21 protein-coding genes are annotated in these 23,594 nt (G+C 63.1%); 17 read left to right on the top strand and 4 right to left on the bottom strand.

Features of this window, described 5'->3' with window-relative positions:
- The first annotated feature begins 82 nt into the window (after positions 1-82).
- The 6 genes from ACM43_RS30270 (at position 83) to ACM43_RS30245 (ending at position 5,267) form a co-directional block, all read left to right on the top strand.
- Complete coding sequence (locus ACM43_RS30270; protein ID WP_271545168.1) at positions 83-913, top strand: outer membrane protein; 831 nt, start codon at positions 83-85, stop codon at positions 911-913.
- 223 nt (positions 914-1,136) lie between these two features.
- Positions 1,137-1,859: a GrlR family regulatory protein gene (locus tag ACM43_RS30265; protein ID WP_271545167.1), complete on the top strand. Its 723-nt coding sequence runs from the start codon at positions 1,137-1,139 to the stop codon at positions 1,857-1,859.
- A 395-nt stretch (positions 1,860-2,254) separates the two neighbouring features.
- Entirely contained in the window at positions 2,255-2,419 is a 165-nt protein-coding gene (locus ACM43_RS30260) for a hypothetical protein (RefSeq protein ID WP_271545166.1), read from the top strand.
- A gap of 183 nt (positions 2,420-2,602) precedes the next feature.
- A complete protein-coding gene (locus ACM43_RS30255; protein WP_271545165.1) occupies positions 2,603-2,959 on the top strand; it encodes a hypothetical protein in 357 nt (118 codons plus the stop codon).
- A gap of 462 nt (positions 2,960-3,421) precedes the next feature.
- On the top strand, positions 3,422-4,438 hold the full coding sequence (trpS, locus tag ACM43_RS30250; protein WP_271545164.1) for a tryptophan--tRNA ligase: 1,017 nt from the start codon (positions 3,422-3,424) through the stop codon (positions 4,436-4,438).
- A 265-nt stretch (positions 4,439-4,703) separates the two neighbouring features.
- Positions 4,704-5,267, top strand: a complete 564-nt coding sequence (locus tag ACM43_RS30245) for a group I truncated hemoglobin (protein WP_271545163.1) — start codon at positions 4,704-4,706, stop codon at positions 5,265-5,267.
- 409 nt (positions 5,268-5,676) lie between these two features.
- Here ACM43_RS30245 and frc read toward each other — a convergent pair whose 3' ends face one another.
- The 3 genes from frc to ACM43_RS30230 form a co-directional block, all read right to left on the bottom strand.
- Complete coding sequence (frc, locus tag ACM43_RS30240; protein WP_271545162.1) at positions 5,677-6,954, bottom strand: formyl-CoA transferase; 1,278 nt, start codon at positions 6,952-6,954, stop codon at positions 5,677-5,679.
- Between the two features lie 65 nt (positions 6,955-7,019).
- The gene (gene oxc, locus ACM43_RS30235; RefSeq protein ID WP_271545161.1) at positions 7,020-8,753 is read right to left on the bottom strand and encodes an oxalyl-CoA decarboxylase; all 1,734 of its coding nucleotides are present in this window, start codon (positions 8,751-8,753) and stop codon (positions 7,020-7,022) included.
- Between the two features lie 76 nt (positions 8,754-8,829).
- Positions 8,830-9,525, bottom strand: a complete 696-nt coding sequence (locus tag ACM43_RS30230) for a GntR family transcriptional regulator (protein WP_157282741.1) — start codon at positions 9,523-9,525, stop codon at positions 8,830-8,832.
- A 351-nt stretch (positions 9,526-9,876) separates the two neighbouring features.
- On the opposite strand from ACM43_RS30230, the gene ACM43_RS30225 reads away from it, so the two are divergent.
- From ACM43_RS30225 to ACM43_RS30175, 11 genes are all read left to right on the top strand, one after another.
- Positions 9,877-12,006: an acetate--CoA ligase family protein gene (locus tag ACM43_RS30225; RefSeq protein WP_036005664.1), complete on the top strand. Its 2,130-nt coding sequence runs from the start codon at positions 9,877-9,879 to the stop codon at positions 12,004-12,006.
- Positions 12,007-12,166: 160 nt separating this feature from the next.
- Positions 12,167-13,009: an IclR family transcriptional regulator gene (locus tag ACM43_RS30220; protein ID WP_271545160.1), complete on the top strand. Its 843-nt coding sequence runs from the start codon at positions 12,167-12,169 to the stop codon at positions 13,007-13,009.
- 103 nt (positions 13,010-13,112) lie between these two features.
- On the top strand, positions 13,113-14,081 hold the full coding sequence (locus ACM43_RS30215; RefSeq protein ID WP_271545159.1) for a Bug family tripartite tricarboxylate transporter substrate binding protein: 969 nt from the start codon (positions 13,113-13,115) through the stop codon (positions 14,079-14,081).
- Entirely contained in the window at positions 14,078-14,563 is a 486-nt protein-coding gene (locus tag ACM43_RS30210) for a tripartite tricarboxylate transporter TctB family protein (protein WP_271545158.1), read from the top strand. Before ACM43_RS30215 ends, ACM43_RS30210 begins: the two co-directional genes overlap by 4 nt.
- Positions 14,563-16,062: a tripartite tricarboxylate transporter permease gene (locus ACM43_RS30205; RefSeq protein WP_271545157.1), complete on the top strand. Its 1,500-nt coding sequence runs from the start codon at positions 14,563-14,565 to the stop codon at positions 16,060-16,062. Before ACM43_RS30210 ends, ACM43_RS30205 begins: the two co-directional genes overlap by 1 nt.
- 51 nt (positions 16,063-16,113) lie before the next feature.
- Positions 16,114-16,908 (top strand): NYN domain-containing protein, encoded by a 795-nt coding sequence (locus ACM43_RS30200; protein ID WP_271545156.1) that lies wholly within the window; start codon positions 16,114-16,116, stop codon positions 16,906-16,908.
- 84 nt (positions 16,909-16,992) lie between these two features.
- Positions 16,993-18,795, top strand: coding sequence for an adenine deaminase C-terminal domain-containing protein (locus ACM43_RS30195; RefSeq protein ID WP_271545155.1), 1,803 nt, complete (start codon positions 16,993-16,995; stop codon positions 18,793-18,795).
- 152 nt (positions 18,796-18,947) lie between these two features.
- The gene (gene gcl / locus ACM43_RS30190) at positions 18,948-20,732 is read left to right on the top strand and encodes a glyoxylate carboligase (RefSeq protein WP_157282517.1); all 1,785 of its coding nucleotides are present in this window, start codon (positions 18,948-18,950) and stop codon (positions 20,730-20,732) included.
- A 12-nt stretch (positions 20,733-20,744) separates the two neighbouring features.
- Positions 20,745-21,530 (top strand): hydroxypyruvate isomerase, encoded by a 786-nt coding sequence (gene hyi, locus ACM43_RS30185; protein WP_271545154.1) that lies wholly within the window; start codon positions 20,745-20,747, stop codon positions 21,528-21,530.
- 247 nt (positions 21,531-21,777) lie between these two features.
- On the top strand, positions 21,778-22,665 hold the full coding sequence (locus ACM43_RS30180; RefSeq protein WP_271545153.1) for a 2-hydroxy-3-oxopropionate reductase: 888 nt from the start codon (positions 21,778-21,780) through the stop codon (positions 22,663-22,665).
- A 112-nt stretch (positions 22,666-22,777) separates the two neighbouring features.
- Entirely contained in the window at positions 22,778-23,161 is a 384-nt protein-coding gene (locus ACM43_RS30175; RefSeq protein ID WP_198399671.1) for a DUF1236 domain-containing protein, read from the top strand.
- Between the two features lie 40 nt (positions 23,162-23,201).
- On the opposite strand, the gene ACM43_RS30170 is transcribed toward ACM43_RS30175, so the two are convergent.
- Positions 23,202-23,573 carry an antibiotic resistance protein VanZ gene (locus ACM43_RS30170; protein ID WP_036005619.1) on the bottom strand — a complete coding sequence of 124 codons (372 nt, stop codon included), beginning with the start codon at positions 23,571-23,573 and terminating at the stop codon, positions 23,202-23,204.
- Positions 23,574-23,594 lie beyond the last annotated feature (21 nt).

The following is a 23,594-nucleotide window of genomic DNA, read 5'->3' as shown; positions in this document are numbered from 1 at the left end:
CCTCTATGAAATAGGCCGGCGAAAAGCCGCTACTGAGTCGTTCCATGGGTGCGCCGCCTCTCGGCGCGATTTGAGGGAAGTCATGAAATCCATCGTCTCCGGTACTCTCCTGGTCTCGGCTCTCTGTCTCTCCCACGCCGCCTTCGCGGCCGATCTCGGCAGGGCTTACACCAAGGCGCCGCCCGCGCCGGTCGCATTCAGCTGGACCGGTTTTTATGCTGGCGTGCATGGTGGTTATGGCTGGAGCGATCCGACCGCGACCTTCGATCCCGGCGCGCTCGCAACCGGGACGGTGCCCGGCTATGTCGTCACGGGCGGGACTGGGCCGTTCACCCTGGATGTGAGCCCCAAGGGCGGATTCGGCGGCGGCCAAATCGGCTATAACTGGCAGTCCGGCGCGTTCGTGTACGGTCTGGAAGCGGATGTCAGCGGCGCTGCCATCAGGGAAACGGCGAGCCGCCCCTTCAGCGTCACCGGAACGATCGGCGGCGACAATGGCGCCTTCACCGGCGTATTCAATCTCAAGCAGGAAATCGATGTGTTCGGCACGGTCCGCGGACGTCTCGGATACGCGGCGAACAATGTGCTGATCTACGGTACCGGTGGCTTCGCCTGGGGCTACGTCAAGAACAGCATCTTCACCTCAAATCTCGCCACGCCGAACATTGCCAATTTCAACGGCTTCTTCCCGGCGCTGACGCGAAGCGCGTCCTCGTCCGACGTCCAGGTCGGTTTCTCCGCGGGCGGCGGCCTGGAATGGGCTTTCGACCCGCGCTGGACCTTCAAGGCCGAGTACATCTACATCAATCTCGGAAAGTCGAACGGCAATGCTCTTGCATTCCCCGGAGCGTCGTTCACGGACACCGAGGTTCAGCTTCATACGGCCAAGGGCGGCATCAACTATCGGTTTTGACTGAATGGATTTGGTGGTGCTAGTGGTGGTAACGCAGGCGCGCCTAGTAGCGAACCACGGGCAGGGCAGAGCAAGTCTGCTCTGCCCTGAACTCAGACGTCAACTTGTTCGGCTATCGCGAGAGCGTCATCGAATCCGATGTCGAAATAATCGAACGGTACTCTCGGTCTTCCGAGTCTAGCCGCTGAGCAAAAGAGGAGTCCGAGTCAATCGGTGGTGCCGGATGAACGAGTTATCAAGCACTTTCGACGGCCTCTTCAAAAGCGAATTTTCGATCAATCAAGCGGTTGGACGGAGCGTCACGTATGTGCGCCGGGGCAAGTTGCTGGGCGGTAATTCCGGGTTTGCTCATATTGGGAATTACCATGTCGAAGGGGACTCAATCCGTGTCGAAGTGACCAGCCGACGACACAATTTTGGTGCCGATCATCAGTCTCTACTCGGTTCCGACGTCTCGTCAATTTCAGTCGTTGGAAGAGCCGTTGGTAAGGCGTTTCACTTCGAGGGCAGTTCCCCGCAGGTGCCCGGCGCCGTCTTTCGATCCATCATGACACCCCTGGATGAAAGCGATCTTCCGGCGCCCGGGATGATTGGTGAAGGTGGCATTTCCAACGGATTGTACTCCATCCATTTGAAAATCTTGGACGGCGTCCCCGGCGGCCTGACTGGGGTGATGCTATTGAACAACGGCCGCATCTTGGGTGGCGATGCTTTCTTCTACTATCTGGGGTCATATTCCTCCTCCAGCGGTCGATGGAGAGGGCAGATGGTCAATCAAGAGCATACGCCAGCGCGAGGGGAAGACCCGGTATTCGGCGGACACGAGATTGGAATTGGTTTTTCCGGGACGTGCGATGCCAAGGGCGGTTTCCTCGAGGGCACGGCGCTTGCGGGCAAGCGCAGCATCAGGTTCGAAGCTGATCTGAAATTGATCTGCGCTGCTTAAGGGGCGCGAAAGCTGATGCGCGCAGCTGCCGGGCGACGCTAGAAGATCGATTTCGCTCGGAGTTGGTCCGTCGGCGTCAATATGCTTAGCACTGAGCGTTGCAAGGGAGGCGAGAAGTGCTCTCGAAGGAAAAAACGAGCACTACTCTATTGAAGGTGATCTTAGGGCTCATCTCAGTCTGGGGGGGTCGGCTGGATTGAGGAGAAGCTGTTCGGCCACTGGACCAACCTAGGCATCTTTATCGGGTGGATTGTCGGAGTGATGATCGCCTATGGCATAGATCACTTCCGAAATTCGAAACGGGACGCCATTGAGGGGGAGCGCCGCGGAGCCGGAGAGCAGTGAACGTCAGCCTGAAGGCAATGCATCAGCTCCCTCGAGAGGAGTGACGGCGAGTGAAAGTTGCGTATTGGCTCGTCGCTGACGTCCTTGCGCCTCGCGAGCCTGCGATGCCGCCGCCAAAGCTCGCGGCGATCCGGCACTGGCTGCGCACCATGCCGAGACGATGCGGCATCATCTTTGTCGACCACGGTGTCGGCGCATTGAGCTGGTCGAGATAGCCAACGAGCACTGACGCCGATGAGCCTCATCCTGAGGAGGCGCGTGAGCGCCGTCTCGAAGGACGAGGCGTGCGCGCGGGCCGGCACCAGTCAATGCGATAGCGCTTATCTTCGTGCGGACACTTTGCTTCAACACCGACAGCGGCGGCAAGGTGTCCCTGCTCGACAAGGCCGATACGGGATGTGCGCATTCGCGCCGCCGTCATCGTTGATCCTGCACCGGCCACCCTGACGCGGGAGAATCTCGCTCTCGTCAAAGTGCCTTTCCAGTTCTGGCGCTCGCAGTTCGGCGGGCCTGGAGTTGGCGATGGCTCGGGCAACGCACGCGTCGCCGAGGGCTTGCCGGGCAAGCCTGACATGCACGTCGTGCCGGCCGGCCACTATGCGTTCCTCGCTCCATGCTCGGCCGCTCTCGCCGCAGCCGTCCCGCGCATCTGCACCGACGTGCCCGCAGGGTTCGACCGGGCAGGGTTTCATCGCGAGCTCAACGCGGCGGTGGTGAAGTATTTTCGCGAACAATTGGCGGTGGGAGATCGCTGAGGGTCTTCGAAGTACGGTGTGACAGTGTTGGACTGCACCCCTGAAGTGAGACACGATATTTTATAGTGACAGTGCGGTTGCCATGATGCGTTATCGTGCCTTGTTTTGCGCGAACGCGGTTTCGAACTCAAGAGGCGATTGGTAGCCGAGCGCCGAATGCAAGCGCTCCTTGTTGTAGACCTCGATAGCAGCCCTTAGCGGAGTCCAGCGGCTGTCGAGCGGGCCACCCTAAAGGTCCACTTCTGGCCAATGAGACATCAGGACGACTTGCTTTCCTTGGTAGTTTCGTCAATATCGTACTCATGACTGTCGTCGTGATCACTTTCGCGAACTTGTGGTGGCGCTCCACTTAGGAGCGGCACGGCTTTGTCATTACCCAACCGTCGCCGCCGTTCATCGGCTTGCGAGGTTACTTTCATCAAAAGTCCGATTGACCGGCGGCTCCTAATTTGGAGAACCGCGATGCAAGATTCGTCAGCTACCCTCCCTGTTATCTTGACCGGCGACAGAACAACCGGACCGTTGCACCTAGGGCACTATGTCGGTTCGTTGAAGAACCGCGTCGCCTTACAGACAACGCACCGGCAGTACCTGCTGCTGGCGGATACCCAGGCACTCACCGACGCGCGCAATCCCAGTCGGGTGCGTGACAATGTCCTTGAGATCGCGACAGACTACCTCGCTGTCGGCATCGACCCGGACCAGAGCACGATCTGTCTTCAATCACATCTTCCGGCATTGGCCGATTTGACCCTGCTGTACATGAACTTTGTCACGGTGGCGCGGCTTGAGCGCAACCCAACCATCAAGGACGAAATTCAGGCGCGAGGTTTCGGCAGAGATATTCTTGCAGGCTTTCTCTGCTATCCCGTCGCCCAGGCCGCAGACATCACCGGTTTCAAAGCGACGATTGTCCCGGTTGGACAAGATCAAGCGCCATTGGTTGAGCTAACGAATGAGGTTGTTCGCCGCATCAATCGCCAAGCTGGTGTTGACGTGTTGCCAGAAGCCCACGCCCTTATTCCTCGCGTCGCACGTCTTCCTGGCATCGACGGCAAAGCCAAGATGAGCAAGTCGCAGGGAAATACGGTTCAGCTATCAGCAACGGCTGATGAGATACGTGAGGCCGTACGGCGTATGTTCACTGATCCAAACCATCTAAAGGCGTCCGATCCCGGTTGCGTCCAAGGCAACGTGGTGTTTACGTACTTGGATGCGTTCGACGAAGATCACCTCACGGTTGAGGATTTGAAGGCACGCTATATCCGCGGCGGTTTGGGCGACAGCGTTGTCAAGAGACGTCTGGAGGACGTGCTGCAGGCTCTTCTCGCGCCAATCCGAGACCGTCGCTGCGCACTGGCTCGTGATCCTGGCTATGTGCTGCAAGTCGTCAAGCGCGGCACCGCGCGAGCGCGTGAGATAACAGAAACCACTTTGCGCGATGTTCGCGCTGCGCTTGGTCTATTCGCCCTGAATTAATCGGATTGGAGGACAAGCCAAGCCATGTCCGGATTCAGCCCTTGCAGACCAAGCTGCCGGGGCTCTCGACGGTCAGTTCATGACCCACCGCAGGATGTCCCGAGCGGCCACACACGCCATTGCGGTGGATCATTCTTAGCGTGTAACCCCGACGTTTCCATCTTAATCCATCGACCTAAAAATTAATGCCGGGACGAAGTGACGAATTCTGACCGGCGGCGTGCTCCCCACGGATTATCCTGTTGCCTCACCAGAGGAGGTGACCATGGTACGATTTATTCCGACTTCCATCACACGACGAAGCATGGTCGCAGGAATGGCGCTGACCGCCGCCCCGACGACTGTATTGCAGGGAGCGAATAAGGCATACGCGCAGGCCCAGCAAACCTCGCCTGAGAAGAGTCTGTATGAGCGGCTGGGCGGCGTTTTTGCTATTGCGGCCGTCGTGGATCACTTCAGCGACGCTGTCGTGAAGAATCCCGTCGTGGGCCAGAAGTCCAAGAATCCGCAACTACGAGAATGGCACACCAAGAACCTGACAAGGTTGCCGGGCCTCAAGTTCATGCGGACGCTGTGGGTCTGCGACGTTTCGGGCGGGCCCCTTAAGTTCGCGGCCACCAAGCCTGGCGCGACGCCGCTCGGACTTGAGGAAGCGCACCGCAATCTCAGAATATCTCCGGCAGAGTTCGATGAGGTCGCGGCGGAACTCGGGCGGAGCCTCGACTTTGCCAAGGTCCCTAAGCGCGAGAAAGCCGAGGTGCTGGCTGCGTTTGCCGCGCATAAGGACGAGGTTACCGCCGGGTCTGCGACCGTCGGCAAGCGCGGCTGAAGGGTGATCTCCCGGTCTTCGCTAGCACCGACTGGCTCCGGCTGGGCGGGCACGTTGGATCGCGCCGCCAATCCGTCCGGTTGTGGGCCCATTGCTGACGTTCCTCGCGCTGACGTCCGATAAGCGCCCTTGGACTCCAGATCTCTGCGGCCGGAGATCCGTCCGATGTGCAGCAGCGAGCGCCCGATGTGCGCTCCCGGCATGATATCCACGATGGCATAATACCCCTGTTTTGCCCGACGGGTCAGAATTTTTTCGTCGAATCAGAAATATCGTTGCGGACCAATGGGATGGCTACTGTGCATGGGGTTGTTTTCCAGTTTTGATCTTGAGCCTGCGATTGCAGCCTTCACAAGCAAAAGGGGCCGCCCCTTCGGACAGCCCCTTGGTCTCGTGAAATGTGGCCCGCTTACTCCGCGGCCTGCTTCTGCGGCGGGTCGAGCGCGCCGGACTTGTGGATCTCGGCGACCTGGTGATCGCTGAAGCCGAGCACCGAGCGCAGGATCTCGTCGGTGTGCTCGCCAAGCAGCGGGGAGCGCTGCACGTCGCTCGGGCTATCCGACAGCTTGATCGGGTTGCCGACCGAGACGTACTTGCCGCGGGTGGGGTGGTCGACCTCGACGACGGTGCCGGTCGCGCGCAGCGATTGGTCTTCCGCGATCTCCTTCATCGACAGGATCGGGCCGCACGGGATGTCGTCCTTGTTGAGGATCTCCATCGCCTCGAACTTGGTCTTCGTCATCGTCCACTGCTCGATGCGGGCGAATATCTCGTTCAGGCGCGGCAGGCGCGCGGCCGGCTTGGCGTAGTTCGGATCGGTCTTCCAGGTGGGCTCGCCGATGACGTCGCATATCTTCTCCCAGACGGGAGCCTGGGTGATGAAGTAGATGTAGGCGTTGGGATCGGTCTCCCATCCCTTGCACTTCAGGATGCGGCCGGGCTGGCCGCCGCCGGAATCGTTGCCGGCGCGCGGCACGGCATCGCCGAACGGCACGCCTTCGCCGAACTGGCTGTATTCCTTGAGCGGGCCGTGCGCGAGGCGCTGCTGGTCGCGCAACTTGACGCGGCAGAGGTTGAGCACGCCGTCCTGCATCGCCGCGGTGACGCGCTGGCCCTTGCCGGTGTGGGTGCGCTGGTAGAGCGCGGTGACGATACCGAGCGCGAGATGCAGGCCGGTGCCGCTGTCGCCGATCTGCGCGCCGGTGACGAGCGGCACGCCGTCGCGGAAGCCGGTGGTGGAGGCGGCGCCGCCGGTGCACTGGGCGACGTTCTCATAGACCTTGCAGTCTTCGTACGGTCCAGGGCCAAAACCCTTGATCGAGGCGACGATCATCTTCGGGTTGATCGACTGGATCTTCTCCCAGGGAAAGCCCATGCGGTCGAGCACGCCGGGGCCGAAATTCTCCACCAGCACGTCGCACTTCTTGATCAGCTCGGTGAGGACTTCCTTGCCCTTGGGGTTCTTGGTGTCGAGCGTGATCGAGCGCTTGTTGTGGTTGAGCATGGTGAAATACAGGCTGTCCACGTTCGGGATGTCCTGCAGCTGGCCGCGGGTGATGTCACCCACGCCCGGGCGTTCCACCTTGATCACGTCGGCGCCGAACCATGCCAGCAACTGCGTGCAGGTCGGTCCTGACTGGACGTGGGTGAAGTCGAGAATGCGAACGCCCTCGAGCGCTTTGGTCATCGTGTTTGCTCCGTACTCTGTCTGCCCCTGCACCCGGCAGGGCGTAATGGGTTTAAGGGGTGGACTTACTTCTTCTTCTGCAGAACGCTCTGCGGATTGAGGTTGCCGATGCGGCCGCTCTCCGAGCCCGCGGCCGGATCGATCACCGCGTTGATGAGCGTCGGCTTGCCGGACTTCATGGCGTCGTTGACGGCGCGCTTCAGCTCGTCCGGCGAGGTCGCGTTGACGCCGACGCCGCCGAAGGCTTCCATCATCTTGTCGTAGCGCGCGCCCTTGACGAACACGGTGGTCGCCGGATCGGAGTTGGCGCCGTTGACGTCGGTGCCGCGATAGATGCCGTCATTGTTGAAGATAACGACGCAGATCGGAAGGTTGTAGCGGCAGATGGTCTCGACCTCCATGCCGGAGAAGCCGAACGCGGAGTCGCCTTCAACAGCGAGCACGGGGTGGCCGGTCTCGAGCGCGGCCGCGATCGCCTGGCCCATGCCGATGCCCATCACGCCCCAGGTGCCGACGTCGAGACGCTTGCGCGGGCGGTACATGTCGATGACGCCGCGGGCGAGGTCGAGCGTGTTGGCGCCTTCGTTGACGAGGATCGCCTCGGGATAGTCCTTGATGACGTTCTTCAGCACGCCGAGCGCGCCGTGATAGTCCATCGGCGATTTGTTGTTCATGAGCTTCGGCGCCATCTTGGCGACGTTCTCTTCGCGCTTGGTCGAAACGGCCTTGGTCCATTCGGCGGGCGGCGCGGTCCAGGATGATCCCATCGCCTGGTTGAAGGCGGATACCACCGAGCCGATGTCGCCGACGACTGGCGCGACGATCTCGACGTTGGAATCCATCTCCTTCGGCTCGATGTCGACCTGGATGAATTTCTTCGGTGCCTCGCCCCAGCTCTTGCCCTTGCCGTGCGAGAGCAGCCAGTTCAGCCGCGCGCCGATCAGCATGACGACGTCGGACTCCTTCAGCACGGTCGAGCGGGCCGCACCGGCGCATTGCGGATGCGTGTCGGGGAGCAGGCCCTTGGCCATGCTCATGGGCAGGAACGGCACGCCACTCTTCTCGACGAAGCTCTTGATCTCCTCGTCGGCCTGCGCATAGGCCGCGCCCTTGCCGAGGATGATGAGCGGACGCTTGGCGCTCTTGAGCACGTCGAGCGCGCGCTTCACGGATGCGGGCGAGGGGATCTGCGCGGGCGCAGCATCAATCACCTTGACCAGCGACTTCTGGCCAGCCTCGGCGTTCATGACCTGGCCGAACAGCTTGGCCGGTAGGTCGAGATAGACGCCGCCCGGACGGCCTGAGACCGCAGCGCGGATGGCGCGGGCGAAGCCGATACCGATGTCCTGGGCGTGCAGCACGCGATAGGCCGCCTTGCACAGCGGCTTTGCGATCGCGAGCTGGTCCATCTCCTCGTAGTCGCCCTGCTGGAGGTCGACGATCTCGCGCTCGGAAGAGCCGGAGACGAGGATCATCGGGTAGCAATTGGTGGTGGCATGGGCGAGGGCGGTGAGACCATTGAGGAAGCCGGGCGCCGACACCGTGAGACAGACGCCGGGCTTCTTGGTGAGATAGCCAGCGATGCCGGCGGCGTAGCCGGCGTTCTGCTCGTGGCGGAAGGAGATCACGCGGATACCCGCGGCCTGCGCCATGCGGCCCAAATCCGTGATCGGGATGCCCGGCACATTATAGATGGTGTTGATGCCGTTCAGCTTGAGCGCGTCGATGACGAGATGGAAGCCATCCGTCAGTTCCTGCTCGGTGCCCGGTGCTTCGGACTTGGTCGCGGTATTCAGCATGGGCCTTGTCTCCCTGGTCTCAAGGTCGTTGGGGCGAATTGTTCGCCCTTCTGGTGAACGTTGCTTAAGTGAACAGTTACGTAAACAGTTCTTGGCCGTGCGCTTCGACGTAAGCGGCAAGGCCGAGGGTGTGATCGCGGGCGCGCTTCTCGGCAAGCTCGGTGTCGCGCGCTTCCAGCGCTTCGATGATGCCGAGATGCTCGGGCAGTGACGTGGCGGTGCGGTCCTTGCGTCCGATGGTCAGCTGGCGATAGCCGCGCACGTGCAAGAGGAGGTCGTTGGTGAGATCGACCAGCACGGGGGATTCCGACAGCGAGATCAGCGCCTGGTGGAAGGCGATGTTGGCGCGCGAATATTCCTCGACGTGATCCTCGGGCAGTCGGTCCTTGCCGAAATCCTTGAAATAGTCGCGCAGCGCCGTGATGTCCTTCTTGCGCGCGGTGGTGGTGATGAGGCGGGCGGCCATGCTCTCCAGCGCCGCCCAGGCGCGGATCATGTCGACGATCTCGCTCTTGGTCCTGCGCACCACCATGATGCCGCGGCGGGGAACGGTCTTCACGAAACCGTCCTGCTCCAGCATCGCGATCGCTTCGCGGATCGGCGTGCGGCTGACGCCGAGCCGTTCGGACAGCGCGCGCTCGTCGAGCATCACCGGCTCGGGCGTCGAGTAGATGTCCATCTTGAGGATGGCTTCCTTCAAGGCGTCATACGCCTTGTTCTTGAAGCTGCTCTCCGGGGCAATACGAACGATTGCGATGTCTGCCTCGGCCATGTTCGGCAACGCCTTGGTTGGTTTCCGTAGTGACACGACGAATCTCCTCCAGTGGGGAGTCGTCTTTTACAGGAATATTAACTGGAAAGTTTTTGGCATACCACATGCCAGAATGTCAAGCTGCCTATTTTTTGCGGCCTTCTAGGCCATGCACCAGCTTGACAAGTTGGCTTCTGGCATACCAAATGCCATCGCCAGCCATTTTTGATCCATGCCGGCGGAGTAGTCTTGAGGCTTATGCCACTCCGTACCGCCGCATGGAACAGAGCGCGGCGAATGGCAAGCATCATGGGCAGCCGCAAACACGCGCGCGCTTTGAAAAGAACGAACTGAGGTCAAGGGAGAAGCCACATGTCCAATTCCAAAGATGCCGTCCGCAAGGTGCTTGACCAGGTCAAGGCGGACAATCGCACCAGCCTGACGGCCCCGGAAGGCAAGCTGGTCTGCGACGCCTACGGCATTCCGGTGCCGAAGGAGGGCGTGGCCAAGTCGGCGGGCGAGGCCGGCAAGATGGCTTCGTCCATGGGCTTCCCCGTCGTGATGAAGATCGTCTCGCCGGACATTCTCCACAAAACCGAAGCCGGCGGCGTCATCGTCGGCCTCAAGACGACCGAGGAGGCCGAGAAGGCCTACGAGACCATCCTCGGCAACGCAAAGAAATATAAGTCCGATGCCAAGATCGAAGGTGTGCAGGTGCAGCAGATGCTGGCCGGCGGAACCGAGGTCATCGTCGGCTCGATCACCGACGGCTCGTTTGGCAAGCTGGTCGCCTTCGGCCTCGGCGGCGTGCTCGTCGAGGTGCTCAAGGACATCACCTTCCGCCTCGCGCCGGCGACCAAGGAAGACGCGCTCTCGATGCTCGACGGCATCCAGGCGCACGAGATCCTGAAAGGCGTGCGCGGCGGCGAGCCGGTGAACCGCAACGCGCTCGCCGACGTCATCGTCAAGGTCTCGCAGCTCGTCACCGATTTCCCTGAGATCGTCGAGCTCGACCTCAACCCGGTGTTCGCGACGCCGAAGGATGCCACGGCCGCAGACGTCCGCATCGTGGTCGACTTCGCCTACAAGCCCAAGCCGAAGCCGCGTCCGACCGATGAGATCGTCGCGGCGATGAACCGCATCATGCAGCCGAAGGCGGTCGCCGTGGTCGGCGCCTCCGCGGAGGACGGCAAGATCGGCAATTCCGTGATGAAGAACCTCATCAACGGCGGCTACAAGGGCGAGATCTATCCGATCCATCCCAAGGCCGCCGAGATCCTCGGCTACAAGGCCTACAAGAGCGTCAAGGACGTGCCGGGTGTGATCGACGTCGCCGTGTTCGCAATCCCCGCGAAATTCGTCGCGGCCGCGCTGACCGAATGCGGCGAGAAGAAGATCCCGGGCGCGGTGCTGATTCCGTCGGGCTTCGCTGAAGCTGGCGCGCCGGAGCTGCAGGCCGAGATCGTCGAGGTCGGCAAGAAGTACGACATCCGTCTGATGGGGCCGAACATCTACGGCTTCTATTATACGCCCGCCAACCTCTGCGCGACCTTCTGCACCGCCTATGACGTCAAGGGCCATGCGGCGCTGTCGTCGCAATCGGGCGGCATCGGCATGGCCATCATCGGCTTCTCGCGCTCGGCCAAGATGGGCGTCTCGGCGATCGTCGGCCTCGGCAACAAGTCCGATATCGACGAGGACGATCTGCTCGCCTTCTTCGAGCAGGACCCGAACACCAATCTGATCGCCCAGCACTGCGAAGATCTCAAGGACGGCCGCGCCTTCGCGGAAGCCGCAAAGCGCGTGTCCAAGAAGAAGCCGGTGGTGGTGCTCAAGGCCGGCCGGACCTCGGCCGGCGCGAAGGCGGCGTCGTCCCACACCGGCGCGCTCGCCGGCAACGATCGCATCTATGAGGACGTGTTCAAGCAGTCCGGCGTGATCCGTGCCCGCTCACTTCGCCAGTTGCTCGAATTCGCCCGCGGCGTACCGGTGCTGCCGACGCCGAAGGGCGAGAACGTTCTCATCATCACCGGTGCCGGCGGCTCGGGCGTGCTGCTGTCGGACTCCTGCGTCGATAACGGCCTGTCGCTGATGTCGATGCCGCCGGATCTCGATGCGGCCTTCCGCAAGTTCATCCCGCCGTTTGGAGCGGCCGGCAATCCCGTGGATATCACCGGCGGCGAGCCGCCGATCACCTACGTCAACACCGTGAAGCTCGGCCTGTCGGATGAGCGCATCCACGCGCTGATCCTCGGCTATTGGCACACCATCGTCACGCCGCCGATGGTGTTCGCCCGCAACATGGTCGAGGTGAAGAAGGAGATGGAGGCCAAGGGCTTCGTGAAGCCGATGGTCGCCTCGCTCGCTGGCGACGTCGAGGTCGAGGAGGCCGCCGAATATCTCTATCAGAACGGCATCCCGGCTTACGCCTATTCGACCGAGCTGCCGGTCGAGGTGCTTGGCGCCAAGTACAAGTGGGCGCGCGGGGCAGGGCTGCTCTGAGCTTGCGTTCACCTCTCCCCGCTTGCGGGGAGAGGCCGAATTGCGAAGCAATTCGGGTGAGGGGACTCTCCACGAATCCGTCTCTCACCGTCTTTGCGGAGACTCCCCTCACCCCGACCCTCTCCCCGCAAGCGGGGCGAGGGAGAACGGTCAGGTCGCGATGAGCAAGAACGTGATCAGGCGCAAATCGCTCGAGCCCAAATCGGCCTCGGAGGCCGATCACGAGAGCCGCGACGGTGGCGTGCAATCGGTCGACCGCGCACTGTCGATCATCGAGACGTTGGCCGAGGACGACGAAGGCTATCGTCTGAGCGATCTCGCGATCCGCACCGGCCTGTCGGCGTCCACCGTGCACCGGCTGCTCGCAACGCTCGAAAGCCGCCGTTTCGTGCAGTTCGACCGTGGCGAATCCAAATGGCACGTCGGCGTGCGCAGCTTCACGGTCGGCGCCAGCTTTGCGCGGCGACGCAATTTCTCCGCACAGGCAATTCCATATTTGCGTAAGCTGCGCGATCTTACCCGCGAGACGGCCAATCTCGCCGTGGTCGACGATGAATTCATCATCGTGCTGACTCGTATGGAAAGCCGCGAGATCATGCGCTCGCTGACCAAGGTCGGTGGCCGCGTCCCCATGGTGACCTCCGGCGTCGGCAAAGCGGTGCTCGCAACCTATTCAGACGAGGACGTCGGCGCCGTCATCCGCCATCACGGCATGCCCCGCCTGACCGAGAAGTCGATCGTGCGGCCGAGCGACCTGTTCAGGGAGCTCGAGAAAATCCGCAAGCAGGGCTTTGCTGTTGACGATGAGGAGGCGCAGATCGGGCTACGCTGCGTCGCCGCGGTGGTATACAACGCACTGGCTGAACCGCTTGCCGCGATCTCCGTATCCGGCATGACCAGCCGCGTTACCGACGAACGGTTGCCGGAGATCGGGCAGATCGTCCGGGAAGTTGCGGCCGAATTGACGGCCGCGCTTGGCGGGGTGATCCCAGCGCCCCGCTAAAGGGGCTCTTGGGGATCTCACTGGACAGCATCGGCCGTTTTGGTTGATATGCGACCAAACGACACAATGCGGCAAACGTCCGCATGAGCCTGGAGATGCCCTCATGTTCCGATTTCCCGCGCGCCTTGTCGGCGCAGCCGTTGCGTTGACCCTGGCGGCAGCCAATCCGGGTTTTGCCCAGCAGCTCGAGCTCAAGCTGATGGCGCCGGCGGCTCCGGGCGGAGGCTGGGACCAGACCGCGCGCTCGATGCAGCAGGCGCTGGTGGCTGCGGGCGTCGCCCGCAGCGTGCAGGTCACCAATGTTCCCGGTGCAGGTGGCAGCGTCGGCATCGCGCAGTTCGTCAACGGCGCCAAGGGCGACGGCAACCAGATGATGGTCAACGGCTTCGTCATGGTCGGCGCGCTCGCCATGAACAAGTCGCCGGTGACGCTGGAGCAGGTGACGCCGATCGCGCGGCTCACCGAGGAAATTCAGGTGATCGTGGTTCCCACGAATTCGCCGATCAAGACCGCGCAGGACCTGGCCGCCGCGGTGAAGGCCGATATCGCGAAGGTCACCTTTGCCGGCGGTTCGGCCGGCGGCGTCGACCATGTGATGGCGGCCTTGTTCGCCGGCGCCGTCGGTGCTGACGCCAAGAAGATCAATTACATCCCGTTCTCCGGCGGCGGCGAGTCGCTGGCGGCGATCCTCGGTGGCAAGGTCACCGCGGGCATTTCGGGGCTGAGCGAATATGAAGGGCAGATCAAGTCCGGCAAGCTGCGCGCGATCGGCGTGACCTCGGAGAAGCGCATCGCAGGAAGCGACATCCCCACCTTCAAGGAGCAGGGCATCGACCTCGTGATCGCCAATTGGCGTTCGGTGGTCGCGCCTCCCGGCATCACACCGGAGCAGCGCAAGACCTTGAACGATGCGGTCGAGAAGATGGCGAAGTCTGACGCCTGGAAGGAGATCCTCAAGCAAAAAGGCTGGGAGGACGCCTATCTCGGCGGCGACGCTTTTGCCGACTTCCTGAAGAAAGAAACGGCCCGGGTCACCGACGTGCTGAAATCGGTCGGCTTGGTCAAGTCATGACCTCGGGCGATCCCGTCCAGCCGCCGCGGCGTGTCGACCGCGCCGGCCTCGTCATCGCGGCATCGCTTGCGGTGCTCGCCGCCGTGCTGGTCTGGGACGCGCGCGGCCTGCAATCCGCCGCGATGTACGGGATGGGACCGGAGGCGATGCCGGTCGTGGTCGCCTGCGGCCTTGCGCTGCTTGCGATCGGCAATTTCATCGACGCGCTGCGCGGCAATTTGCCGGCACGCGAGAGCGCCGATCCCGTTCCTGTGGTTCTGATTCTCGTCGGTCTGGCGCTGCTGATCGCCATCATCGGCTCTGGCGGCGGCTTCATCCTGGCGACCTCGGCCCTGTTCGTGACGACCTCGGCGGCCTTCGGACGCCGTGCCATCCTCATCGACGCCGTCATCGCTCTCGTGATGTCGACCCTCATCTATCTCGCGTTCGACCGGTTGTTGACGCTGAGCCTGCCTGCCGGCCCGCTGGAGCGACTGCTGTGATGGATACCTTTGCCGCGCTGGCTCACGGCATGGCGGTCGCCGTCCAGCCGATGAACCTGCTTTACGCGCTGATCGGCGTGTTCCTCGGCACGGCCGTGGGCGTTCTGCCCGGCATCGGCCCGGCATTGACGGTCGCGCTGCTGCTGCCGGTGACCTACAAGCTCGACCCCGGCGGCTCGCTGATCATGTTCGCCGGCATCTATTATGGCGGCATGTACGGCGGATCGACCACAGCGATCCTCATCAACACGCCCGGCGAGAGCGCCTCGATGGCGACTGCGCTCGAAGGCAACAAAATGGCCAAGGCCGGCCGCGGCGGGCCGGCGCTCGCGACCTCGGCAATCGGTTCCTTCGTCGCCGGCACCATCGCCACCATTGGCTTGGCTTTCCTTGCGCCATGGCTGGTCGATGTCGCCGTGCGCTTCGGCCCCGAGGATTACTTTGCGCTGATGTGCGTCGCCTTCGTCACGGTGTCGGCGACCTTCGGCGATTCCCCAGTCCGCGGCCTGACCAGCCTGTTCATCGGTCTGACACTCGGTCTCGTCGGCATCGACAAGTTGACCGGTCAGGCGCGGCTTGCGTTCGGCGTTCCTGAATTGCTCGACGGCGTTGAAGTCACAACGCTCGCGGTCGGCCTGTTCGCGGTGGGCGAGGCACTCTACGTCGCATCGCGCCGCCACCACACCGAGGAGAAGCTGGAGCCGGTGCGCGGCTCGCTGTGGATGACCAAGGAGGACTGGAAGCGGTCTTGGAAGCCATGGCTGCGCGGGACCATGTTCGGCTTCCCGATCGGTGCGCTGCCGGCCGGCGGCGCGGAGATCCCGACCTTCCTGTCTTATTCGACTGAGAAGCGGCTGACGAAGCATCCCGAAGAATTCGGCAAGGGCGCGATCGAAGGGGTCGCCGGCCCCGAAGCTGCCAACAACGCCTCTGCCGCCGGCACGCTGGTGCCGCTCTTGACGCTGGGCCTGCCGACCTCGGCGACGGCCGCGATGATGCTGGCGGGCTTCCAGCAATATGGTCTCAATCCGGGCCCGCTGCTGTTCGCCGAGCGGCCCGACCTCGTGTGGGGCCTGATCGCCAGCCTGTTCATCGCCAACATGATGCTGCTGGTGCTCAACCTGCCGCTGGTCGGCCTGTGGGTACGGCTGCTCGCGATCCCGCAGCCCTGGCTCTATGCCGGCATCCTCGTGTTCGCGACCATGGGCACCATCGCGGCAAAGCCGTCGGTCGTGGAATTGTCGATGCTGGCCGGTTTCGGCGTGCTCGGCTTCCTGATGCGTCGGTTCGATTTCCCGATCGCGCCCGTCGTCGTCGGCCTCATCCTCGGTCCTATCGCCGAAAGCCAGCTCCGCCGCGCGCTTGCGATCAGCCTCGGCGATCCCATGACGCTGCTGCAGAGCCCGATCTCGGCGACGCTGCTCGGCGTCGCGCTGATCGCACTGGTGGCGCCGTTCGTCTTGAGGGGGCTCGGCCGGTTCAAGGCGAACGAGGATTAGCCGTTCTGACGCACACATGTTCTAATGCTGCGTCTGCCCTGGGGAATTGTCATGCCATCGGAAGTTCGCTCGCCTCGTCTGGCCGTCCTGATCGATGCCGACAATGCCTCCGCCAAAATCGCGGATGGGCTATTCGAGGAGATTGCCAAGATCGGCGAGGCCAGCGTTCGCCGCATTTATGGCGACTTCTCCAATGCCCGTTCCAGGGGCTGGGCCGACATTCTGTCGAAACACGCCATCATTCCGCAGCAGCAGTTCGCCTACACGACCGGCAAGAATGCATCCGACATCACCCTTGTCATCGATGCGATGGACCTGCTTCACAGCGGACGCTTCGATGGCTTTTGCCTGGTGTCGTCCGACAGCGACTTTACGCGCCTTGCCGCACGCATCCGAGAGCAGGGCATCGATGTGTTTGGTTTCGGCGAGCAGAAGACGCCGGAGAGTTTCCGGCAGGCCTGCCGAAGATTCGTCTATACGGAGAATCTGCTTGCCGCGCCGGTGAACAATCAGGATGCCGTCGTAAGGCCGACGTCGCTTCAACCGCCTGATGCCGCCGTGCCCGTGATCAAGAAGGTCATCACCCAGATGGAGAGCGAGGACGGCTGGGTGACGCTCGGAGAGGTCGGCCGGCAACTCGCCAATCTCGCCTCCGATTTCGATCCGAGAACGTATGGTTTCCGCAAGCTGAGCGACCTGGTGCGCAAAACCAATTCGTTCGAGATCGACGAGCCGAAGGGCCGGTCGATGCGGATTCGGGTTAAACCCGCCACTGCGGCGGCGCCGAGAGCGCGGAACCCGCGTCGACGTGCAAGGCCAGCCAGCGCTGCTGCGCCTAAGACGTAAGCAGGACGCGCCGCCATATTTGAGCTTGCCCGGTGTGGCGCGGGGCGTAACCATGGCTTGCCCGTAACGCCATGCGAGGTTCCCATGACCAAGCTCACCCGCTTCACCGTCGCGCCGCTGCACAGCATGACGCGGCGCCTCGCCGACGTCGCTTCAGTTCGTGTCGCGCCGGATCTCGTCGTCACGGGGGCGCGCGTGCTCTCGACCTATTCCGAGCGTATCCATCCGGGGCGCGAGGTCTGGATCACCGGCGGCCGCATCGCGGCGGTGAAGCCGGCCGGTACAGCGAAGAAGGCCTGGAGCGATATTCCGCTTTATGACGCGGCCGGCGGCATCATCGCGCCGGGCCTCGTCGATCCGCACATTCACATCGAATCCTCGATGGTGACGGCCTGCGCCTATGCAGAGGCCGCGCTCCTCAACGGCACCACGACGATCTTCTGCGACAGCCACGAGATCGGCAACGTCATGGATGTCGCCGGTGTCGAGGCGATGCTGGAGGACGCGCGCGAGGCGCCGCTTTCTATCTTCTTGACCGTGCCGAGCACCGTCCCCGCGACTTCGGCGGAACTGGAGACGGCAGGCGGCGACCTCACGCCGGACAAGATAGCCGGCCTGTTCGACCGCTGGCCCGAAGCGGTGGCGCTTGGCGAGAAGATGGATTTCGTGCCTGTCACGATGGGCGACGAGCGCAGCCATGCCATCCTCGCCGCAGCCTTGAAGCGGGGGCGTCCCGTGTCCGGGCATGTCTATGGCCGCGAATTCGTCGCGGCCTATGCGGCATCCGGCGTCACCGACACCCATGAGGCGATCGACCGCGACATCGCCGATGATCTGCTCGATGCCGGCGTCTGGGTGTTTTTGCGCGGCGGGCCGCCGACCACGCCCTGGCATTCGCTGCCGCAAGCAATCCGAACGATCACCGAGCTCGGGGCCTCGCACAAGCGCACCGCCGTGTGCACGGACGATCGTGACGCCGACGATCTCCTGCTGTTCGGTCTCGACTGGGTGGTGCGGGAAGCCGTGAAGGCGGGGATGTCGCCGGAGCAGGCCTGGTCGATGGGCTCGCTGCATGGCGCGACGCGCTTCGGAATGGAAGGCGATATCGGCGGGCTCGGCGGCGGCCGCCGCGCCGATCTCGTGCTGATGGACGATCAGCTCAAGCCGCAATGCACCTGGTACGGCGGCGAGCTCGTGGTCGAGCACGGCAAGATCACGCCGCGTCTCGATCAGGCGCTGTCGCAGCGCTATCAATATCCCACGGTAGCCTATGCGACCGTCAAGCTGCCGAAGACGATGAAGCTCACGCCCGAATTGCCGGCCAAGGCCTGCACCGTGAACGCGATCAAGACCGCGCTGCCTGGCATCACGCTGATCCACGACAAGGTCGCGATCGAACCGGCCAAGGACTGGCCCTCGCTGTTCGCGCGCTATGGCCTCTGCTTCGTCGCGGTGGTCGAGCGTCATGGCAAATCCGCGGGCAACGTCGCCCATGGCCTCTTGAAGGATTTCGGCCTGAAGCGCGGCGCGGTCGCGTCCAGCGTCGGGCACGACAGCCATAATCTCATCGTCGCCGGCACCAACGAGGGCGACATGCAGGTCGCCATCGCCGCCATCAAGGAGCGGCAGGGTGGCGTTTGCGTCGTCGTCGACGGCGAGGTGAGGGCGCTGGTTCCGCTGCCAATCGCCGGCCTCCTCTCCGACAAGCGCGTCACGGTGGTGGCCGAAGAGGTCAAGGCGCTGAAGAAGGAATGGGCCGAGGCCGGCTGCACCATCCCGTACATGGGCTTCAATTTGATTCCGCTATCGGTCATTCCGGAAATTCGCATCACCGATAAGGGCCTCGTGCTGGTGCCGCAGATGCAGTTGGCGCCACTGTTCGAGTGAGGCGCTTTCACGCATCTGTTGATCTAACCGATTGAGACGTCCACGATTTTCTCGTGGTTGCCGCATCGTGGAAAATAAAATCGGTCTCGTTGAGATCGGCTTCCGCGCAGCTGATGATCTCGCTCGCTGATGCAATTAGAGCGAGGTCCGATATGGCGAAGATGCGAGCTGTCGATGCGGCCGTGCGTATCCTGGAGAAGGAAGGCATTTCGACCGCCTTCGGTGTTCCCGGCGCTGCAATCAATCCGCTTTACTCGGCGCTGAAGAAGCGCAGCTCGATCCGCCACATCCTGGCGCGCCATGTCGAGGGCGCTTCGCACATGGCCGAGGGCTATACGCGCGCCAAGGCCGGCAATATCGGGGTCTGTATCGGCACCTCCGGGCCGGCTGGCACCGACATGATCACCGGTCTTTACTCCGCGATCGCCGATTCCATCCCGATCCTCTGCATCACCGGGCAGGCGCCGCGGGCGCGGCTCTACAAGGAGGATTTTCAGGCCGTCGACATCGAGTCGATCGCAAAGCCCGTCACAAAGTGGGCGGTGACCGTGCGTGAGCCGGCGCTGGTGCCGCGGGTGTTCAGCCAGGCCTTTCATGTGATGCGCTCAGGCAGGCCGGGGCCAGTGCTGATCGACATGCCCCTCGACGTACAGCTCGCCGAGATCGAGTTCGATGACGAGACTTACGAGCCGCTGCCGGTCTACAAGCCCGCCGCGACGCGCAAGCAGGTCGAGAAGGCGCTGGAGATGCTCAACGCCGCCGAGCGGCCGCTGATCGTCGCGGGCGGCGGCATCATCAACGCCGACGCCTCGGACCTGCTGGTCGAATTCGCCGAAATCGCCAACGTGCCCGTCGTGCCGACGCTGATGGGATGGGGCGCGATTCCCGATGATCACGTGCTGATGGCCGGCATGGTGGGCCTCCAGACCAGCCACCGCTATGGTAATGCCACGCTGCTGGAATCCGACTTCGTGCTCGGCATCGGCAATCGTTGGGCCAACCGCCACACCGGCTCGGTCGAGACCTATACCAAGGGCCGCAAATTCGTTCACGTCGACATCGAGCCGACCCAGATCGGGCGCGTGTTCAATCCCGATCTCGGCATCGTCTCGGACGCGAAGGCCGCGCTCGAGCTGTTCGTCGCCGTCGCCAGGGAGTGGCGGCGGTCAGGCAGGCTCCGCGAGCGCCAGGCGTGGCCTGCGGCCTGCCGCGACCGCAAGAAGACGATGCTGCGCAAGAGCCATTTCGACAACGTCCCGATCAAGCCGCAACGCGTCTACGAGGAAATGAACAAGGCGTTCGGCCGCGACACCACCTATGTCACCGTGATCGGCCTGTCGCAGATCGCCGGCGCGCAGTTCCTCGGCGTCTACAAGCCCCGCAACTGGATCAATGCCGGGCAGGCGGGGCCGCTCGGCTGGACGCTGCCGGCCGCGCTCGGCGTGCGCGCGGCGTGCCCGGAACGTGAGATCGTCGCGCTCTCCGGCGACTACGACTTCCAGTTCCTGATCGAGGAGCTCGCGGTCGGCGCGCAGTTCAACCTGCCCTACATCCACGTCGTCGTGAACAATTCCTATCTCGGCCTGATCCGCCAGGCCCAGCGCGGTTTCGACATGGACTATCACGTCCAGCTTTCCTTCGAGAACATCAACGCGCCCGAGATCGGCGTCTACGGCGTCGACCACGTCGCGGTCGCTGAAGGCCTCGGCTGCAAGGCCATCCGCGTCACCGACCCGAAGGACACGCAGGCAGCGTTTGCGACCGCCCGCGAATTGATGGCCAAGCACCGCGTGCCTGTGGTGGTCGAGTTCATCCTCGAACGGGTCACCAACATCGCGATGGGCACGGAGATCGACAACATCGTCGAGTTCGAGGAGGTGCTGGACCTTCCGCTCGACGAAGTCGAGACCACGCGCGTGCTGCAGCCGGCGGAATAGGGGAAGAAGCACATGCCGAAATTTGCCGCCAACCTCACCATGCTCTTCAACGAGATGCCGTTCCTCGACCGCTTTGCGGCGGCGAAGGCGGCAGGCTTTGCCGGGGTCGAATATCTCTTCCCCTATGATTTCGACAAGGCGCAGCTGCGCGAGCAGCTCGAGGCGCATGGCCTGACGCAGGTGCTGCACAATCTCCCCGCCGGCAACTGGGCGGGGGGCGAGCGCGGCATTGCGATCATGCCCGACCGCATCGCCGAATTCCGCGACGGCGTGTTCCGCGCGATCGATTATGCCAGGGCGCTCGATTGCGAGCAGATCAACTGCCTCGTCGGCATCGCCCCTGTCGACGCCGATCCGCACGAGCTTCGGGAGACGCTAGTCGGGAATCTGCGTTTTGCAGCTTCGACGCTGGCACGAGAGAACATCAAGCTATTAGTCGAGCCCATCAACACGCTCGATATTCCCGGTTTCTTCCTCAACGGCACCGAGCAGGCGGTGCAGCTGATCTCCGAGGTGAGGTCGAACAACCTCTTCATCCAATACGACATCTACCACATGCAGATCATGGAGGGCGATCTCGCCCGCACCATGCAGGAATATCTGCCTCAGATCGCCCACATCCAGCTTGCCGACAATCCCGGCCGCCATGAGCCCGGCACCGGCGAGATCAACTATCCCTTCCTGTTCCGCCATCTCGACGCGATCGGCTATCGCGGCTGGATCGGCTGCGAATACAAGCCGCGCACCACGACGCTGGAAGGCTTGTCGTGGCACGCGGCGCAGACGTTTGAGACCTGAGATCTAGGGCCAGATGCGGCCGCGCTGACGGTGCGCTCCCTCTCCCGCTTGCGGGAGAGGGTTGGGGAGAGGGTGTCTCCGCGATGGGATCCTTGCGGAACAAATCCCAACGTGGAGAGAACCCTCACCCGGCACGCGGGACGATGCTTCGCATCGCCCGGACGTGCCGACCTCTCCCGCAAGCGGGAGAGGTGCACCGAGCACGTGGATAGACTTACCAACATGTCTTGCAGAGGAAACGACGACAATGACCAACATCGGCTTCATCGGACTCGGCACCATGGGACGGCCGATGGCCGGCCATCTCCTGGCCGCGGGTCATCGCGTTCTCCTGCATGACGTTGCTCCGATCGCGCCGGAGCTGATGTCCGCGGGCGGCATCGCCTGCACATCGGCCAGGGAGGTCGCGGAGCAGGCGGACGCGGTCATCATCATGGTGCCGGATACGCCGCATGTGGAGGTCGTGCTGTTCGGCAAGGAGGGTGTCGCCAGCGGCATCTCCAAGGGCAAGATCGTCGTCGACATGAGCTCGATCTCGCCGCTGGCGACGAAGGAGTTTGCGAAGAAGATCGAGGCGCTCGGCGCTGATTATCTCGATGCGCCGGTGTCGGGCGGGGAGGTCGGCGCAAAGGCGGCGAGCCTCACCATCATGGTCGGCGGGCCGGAGCGGGCTTTTGGCACCATGAAGCCGATCTTCGACAAGATGGGCAAGAACGTCACCCATGTCGGCGGCAACGGCGACGGGCAGACGACAAAGGTTGCCAATCAGATCATCGTCGCACTCACCATCGAAGCCGTGAGCGAGGCCCTGTTGTTCGCATCCAAGGCGGGTGCGAATCCCGCGCTGGTGCGCAAGGCGCTGATGGACGGCTTCGCCTCCTCGCGCATTCTGGAGGTGCATGGCGAGCGCATGGTGAAGCGCAATTTCGATCCTGGCTTCCGCATCGAGCTGCACCAGAAGGATCTCAACCTCGCGCTCGAAGGCGCGCGTGCACTTGGCCTGTCGCTGCCCAGCACGGCCGTGGCGCAGCAATTGTTCTCGTCCTGCACCGCACATGGCGGCAAGGCCTGGGATCACTCCGCCATGGTGCGGGCGTTGGAACTGATGGCGGGGCATGAGATCGCCAGGGCCTGAACTGTTACGCGGTAACACTGTCCAGTGATGCATCTTTCGTCGCAGGGGAACCGGAACAATGCTCCGGCTCCGCGGGTTGAAGGCGCAGGACAATCACTGGAGACATCAGGACATGAAAACCCGTCTTGCGATTACGTTGGCTGCAGCGTCGCTGCTGGCGTCGAGCGCAGCCTTTGCTCAGTCGACGACCGAACAGGGCGCCAGGGACGGCGCGCGTGCAGGTGGCGACATCGGCGGCCCGATCGGTGCAATGGTTGGCGGCACGGTGGGTGCAGCCGTCGGCGCCGGTCTCGAAATTCCGAATGCGGTCCTCGGCGGAATTCCTCGCAGCGACTCCGTCGTGGTCCAGGAGCGCGTCGTGGTGGGCGAGCCGCTGCCTCCGACCGTGGTGCTGCGGCCCGTGCCGAACTACACCGAATATCGCTATGCGGTCGTGAACGATCGCCGTGTGATCGTGGAGCCGCGCACACGCCGCGTCATCAAGATCATCGACTGATCGACGCAATTCTTTGTGCTGAGCAGGGCCCTGCGGAGCATCACTCCGCGGGGCCTTCGCTTGTCATGGCGGAGCTGGTGCGAAAGCGCGAGAGTAGCCGGTCTGCCGCGGCGGCGAGTGCAAAGCCGAGGCACGCGGTGGCAGCATCGACCAGAAAATCCACCAGCCGCGCGTGACGGCCGGGTGCCCAAAATTGCATCAGCTCGAGAACGCCGATCAGGACGACCGCGGCCGCTGCGCTCAGTAGGCGCCGGCGTGGATAGGCGAGACCGAAGGCCAATCCCACCATGACGAAGGCAAGCGCATGTTCGCCGTCCTGACCGAGGTCGGAATGGGGGCGAAGGCCGGGAGGACCGAGCGTGGCGAACGTAACGGCAGCGGCGAGCAGCCAGGCAAAGGTACGAATGAACATCCGGGTCGCTTAGCACGAATT

The sequence above is a fragment of the Bradyrhizobium sp. CCBAU 45321 genome (assembly GCF_028128975.1).
Taxonomy (GTDB): Bacteria; Pseudomonadota; Alphaproteobacteria; order Rhizobiales; family Xanthobacteraceae; genus Bradyrhizobium; species Bradyrhizobium yuanmingense.
This window is presented reverse-complemented; position numbering and strand designations above follow the sequence as displayed.